A 4515-nucleotide genomic window follows, 5' to 3' on the forward strand; every position below is an offset into this window, starting at 1 on the left:
CACGGGTACTGCTCGAGCACGCTCATGGCGTCGGGCGACACCCGCCGCACGGGCTTGCCCAGCTCGGCCGAGAACTTGCGGACGAAGTGGTCGACGAGCAGCGGGATGTCCTCGCGCCGCTCGCGCAGGGCCGGGAGGTGGATGGGGATGACGTTGAGCCGGTAGAAGAGGTCCTCGCGGAGGCTGCCCTCCTGGACGGCGCGCTCCAGATCGCGGTTGGACGCCGCGATGAGGCGCACGTCGACCTTGCTGTCCTTCGCCTCGCCGACCCGCCGGATCTCGCGCTCCTGGATGGCCCGCAGCAGCTTGACCTGCAGGTACGGTGGGATCGCCGTGACCTCGTCGAGGAAGAGGGTCCCCCCGTCCGCCGCCGAGAAGAGCCCGACCTTGTTGGCCACGGCCCCGGTAAACGCCCCCTTGACGTGCCCGAACAGCTCCGACTCGGCCAGGCCCTCCGGGATGGCCCCGCAGTTCACGGAGACGAATGACCTGTGGCGGCGCTGGCTGTTGAAGTGGATCGCCCGGGCGACCAGCTCCTTGCCCGTGCCGCTCTCGCCGCTGATGAGCACGGTCACGTGGCTGTCGGCGATCTTCCGGATCGTATCGAAGACCTCCACGGTCTTCGGGCTCTTGCCGACGATGTTCTCGAACCTGTACTGGGTCTCGAGCTGCTTCCTCAGGTAGAGGTTTTCTTCCTTGAGCCGCTTTTGCTCCAGCGCGTTGTTGATGATCAGCTTGATCTCGTCCAGCTTGAACGGTTTGGTGATGTAGTCGTAGGCGCCGAGCTTCATGGCCTCGACCGCGGTCTCGGTGGAGGAGAAGGCGGTGATCATGAGGACCACCGTGTCCGGCGCCAGCTCCTTGACCACCTTCAACACCTGGATGCCGTCCACCCCGGGCATCCGCACGTCCGTGATGATGAGGTCGAAGGGCTCCCGGCGCACCGCTTCGATCGCCGACTCCCCTCCGTCGGCCGCGCTCACGTCGTAGCCTTCCTTCTCGAGCGTGATCGCGAGCAGCTCGCGCATGCTCCGCTCGTTGTCGGCGACCAGGATGCGGGCTCCCCTCATCGGCCTGGGGCGTCGGGCCGGAGCGGGAGGCGCAGGGTGAAAGTCGTGCCGAGCCCGGGAATGCTCCGGACCTCGACCTCACCTCCGTGATCCTGGACGACGCGGTGCACGACCGCGAGCCCGAGACCGCTCCCGTCCGGCCTGGTGGAGAAGAACGGCTCGAAGATGTGAGGGAGGTCCTCGTTCCTGATCCCCGGCCCGGTGTCGCTCACCCACATCTCGAGCCAGCCCGCACGGGTCGGGGCCCGCGCCCCGATCGTGAGCTCGCCGCCGTGCGGCATGGCCTGGAGGGCGTTCAGCGAGAGGTTCCAGAGGGCCTGGCGGAGCTGGTGCGCATCGACGCAGGCGGAGAGCCCGGCGGCGTACTCCCGGAGGATCTTGATCTTCCCGGACAGCGGATGGCACTCGAGGAGCAGCACGACCTCGTCGAGCAGCTCGCTGAGGTTCACGACCTGGGGCCGGAGCGGTACCGGGCGCGCGTACTCGAGGAACTCGCCGATGATCCGGTTGAGGCGGTCGGACTCCCGGAGGACGATCTCGATGAGCCGCTCCCGGGTCTCCTCCGGCGGGGTCTCCTGGGCGAACTGCTCGATCGCTCCGGTGAGGGCCGCGAGCGGATTCCGGATCTCGTGGGCGATGTTGGCCGCCAGCCTCCCGATCGCCGCAAGGCGGTCGGCCTGCCGCACGCGCTGCTCCATCTGCTTGATCTCCGAGAGGTCCTGGCAGACGCCGATGAGCCCGCCCAGGTCCCCCTCGGCCGAGCGAAGCGGCCAGAAGGAGATCCCGAGCGGCACCTCGCGCCCGTCCTTTCGCGTCAGCCGCGTTTCCTGGCGGTGGACGTGCAGGCTATCGCGCCTCGCCGCCGCCAGGATCTGGTCGACCGGGATGCTGAGGCCGAAGATGGTCTCCCAGCGCTGGCCGACCGCGTCCCGGGCCGTGAATCCGGTGATCTCCTCCACCGCGCGGTTGAACGCCGTGATGTACCGCTCGCGGTCCAGCGCGACGAGACCGGAGCCGACCGATTCGAAGATGGCGTCCTTGAAGACCTGGAGGTCCTTCAGGTCCCGCCCCTGCGTCGTGAGCTCCTGCTGCATCAGCTGGTAGCGCTCGGCCAGCGAGCCGGCCAGGATGGCGACGGTCAAGAGCGCCCCCGTGGTCGTGAACATCGTGAGCACGTCCAGGGCGGTCGCCTCGGTGGGTTCCATGAACAGGCTGAGGGGCAGGATGGTCTTGCCCAGTACGAGGCCCGCGTAGAGGAGGCTCGACAGCCCCGCGATGACGAGCCCTCCCTGCCGGGAGAGCAGCATGCATGCGGCGGTGACGGACAGGACGTAGAGGAAGGAGAAGATGCTCCCGGGCCCGCCGGTCGCGGCCAGGATGGCGGTCGACAGCACGACGTCCAGGATGAGCTGGAGCCACGCGAAGCGCCGGAGGTTCGAGACCTCCGGCTGCACGGCGAGGTAGACGCCCGACGCGACGCCGGCGCCGAGGAGGCAGAGGACGAACGGCGGGAGGTTGAACGGGAGGGCGCCCCACTGGGCCAGGAGCGCGCCGGCGGCCAGGAGGACCGCCGAGACCAGCAGCCGGGCCCAGCTGAGCCGCCGGAGGAGGGCGGAAAGGTTCGGTGCCTCGCGCACAGCCGCGCGCTACTTCATCACGGTCACGAGCTTGAAGATCGGCAGATACATCGCCACGACGAGACCGCCGATGAGCACGCCCAGGAAGACGATCATCATGGGCTCCAGGAGCGCCATGAGCCCGCTGACCGCGGTATCCACCTCCTCATCATAGAAGTCGGCGATCTTGCCGAGCATGGTGTCGAGGGCGCCAGTCTGCTCTCCCACGTTGATCATCTGGATCACCATGGGCGGGAAGACGCCCGAGGCCTTCAGGGGCTCGACGAGCGGCCCTCCGGCGGCGACCGATTCCCGGGTCGTGAAGACGGCCTTCTCCACGACCTTGTTGCCCGCCGTCCGGGCGGTGATCCGGAGCCCCTCGAGGATGGGAACGCCGGAGGAGATCATCGTTCCCAGGGTCCGAGTGAATTTGGCGACCGCGACCTTCCGGAGCAGCATCCCGAACACCGGGAGCTTCAGCATGAACGCGTCGATGACCGACTTGCCTGCTTCGGTCTTGTAGTAGGTGCGAACGCCGAAGATGATCCCGGCGAACCCGCCGAACACGAGCCACCAGTACGACAGCATAAAGTTGGACATGGCGATGACGATCGCCGTGGGGAGCGGCAGCGCCGCGCCCATCTGCTCGAACATCTTGGCGAAGGTGGGGATGACGAAGGTCAGGATGAAGATCGTGATGAGGAGGGCGACGCTCACGATGGCGGTCGGGTACATCATCGCCGACTTTACCTTGGCCTTGAGGGCCGCGGCCTTCTCGATGTACACCGACAGGCGCTGGAGGACCACGTCGAGGATACCGCCCGATTCCCCCACCTCGACCAGGTTGGTGAAGAGCTCGTTGAAGGTCTTGGGGTGCTTCCGGAGCGCCTCGGCCAGGCTGGAGCCGGACTCCACGTCCCGCGCCACCTGGGCCGTCACGCTCCGGAGGACGGGTGAGTCGCTCTGCGCGGCCAGGATGTTGAGGCACTGGACCAGCGGGAGGCCGGCGTCGATCATGGTGGAGAACTGCCGCGTGAAAATCGCCAGCGTGCGGTCCTTGACCTTGCCCGCCACCACCTTGGCGCCGGCCGCCTTCGCTGGTTTTTCCTTGATTGCGGTGATGAGGATCTGCCGCTGGCGGAGCTGGGAAACGGCGGAGGCCCGGTCCGGGGCCTCGATCTCCCCGGCGGTGGAGCCCCGCGCGGTTCGCCCCTGGTACGTGAAGACTGGCATGGCCTCCTCCTTACTCGGGCCTCGCCTCGCAACGGGCCTGCCTACGGCATGGCCGGCGCCGCTCGGCTCGAACAGCTTCCCCGCGATCCCGCTACTTGATCGCGACCGCCTTGACCTGTCTGAAGTCGGTAATCCCGTCCAGGGACTTGATGACGCCGTCCTGAACGAGGGTCGTCATGCCGCCTTGTTTGACGGCGACGAGCAACTCGGCGACCGGGGCCTTGCGCTGGATGAGCCGCTTGACCTCTTCGGTGGCGACCAGGAGCTCGTGGATGCCGGCGCGGCCACGGTAGCCGCTCTTGTTGCAGTTGGGGCAGCCCTTGCCGCGGTAGAGGACGAAGGCGTCGTCGTACTTGGCGAGGCGCTCGAACTCTTCCGCGCCGTAGGCGCGGGCCAGCTCCTCGTACTCCTTCCTGGGGGGGTGGTATTTCTCCTTGCACTCGCTGCAGACGCGCTTGACGAGGCGCTGGGCGAGGACCCCGAGCAGGGCGTCGGCGAAGTTGAAGGGGTCCATGCCCATGTCGAGGAGGCGGATGACGGTTTCGGGGGCGCTGTTGGTGTGGAGGGTGGAGAAGACGAGGTGGCCGGTGAGGGAG

4 protein-coding genes are annotated in these 4515 nt (G+C 67.6%); all 4 read right to left on the reverse strand.

The window, feature by feature from the left end; genetic code table 11:
* Window positions 1-1070, reverse strand: a 1070-nt coding sequence (locus HY726_01720; GenBank protein MBI4607710.1) for a sigma-54-dependent Fis family transcriptional regulator, incomplete at its 3' end; no start/stop codon positions are given.
* Entirely contained in the window at window positions 1067-2707 is a 1641-nt protein-coding gene (locus HY726_01725; protein MBI4607711.1) for a PAS domain S-box protein, read from the reverse strand. The genes HY726_01720 and HY726_01725, both read right to left, overlap by 4 nt.
* A 9-nt stretch (window positions 2708-2716) precedes the next feature.
* Entirely contained in the window at window positions 2717-3919 is a 1203-nt protein-coding gene (locus HY726_01730) for a type II secretion system F family protein (protein MBI4607712.1), read from the reverse strand.
* 91 nt (window positions 3920-4010) lie between these two features.
* A partial coding sequence (gene tadA / locus HY726_01735) for a Flp pilus assembly complex ATPase component TadA (protein ID MBI4607713.1) occupies window positions 4011-4515 on the reverse strand: 505 nt, incomplete at its 5' end.

The sequence above is a fragment of the Candidatus Rokuibacteriota bacterium genome (assembly GCA_016209385.1).
Taxonomy (GTDB): domain Bacteria; phylum Methylomirabilota; class Methylomirabilia; order Rokubacteriales; family CSP1-6; genus JACQWB01.

What these genes read in the sequence shown, in the direction of transcription:
- HY726_01730 (MBI4607712.1), bottom strand. Translation starts at nt 3,919, where the DNA reads ATGCCAGTCTTCACGTACCAGGGGCGAACCGCGCGGGGCTCCACCGCC.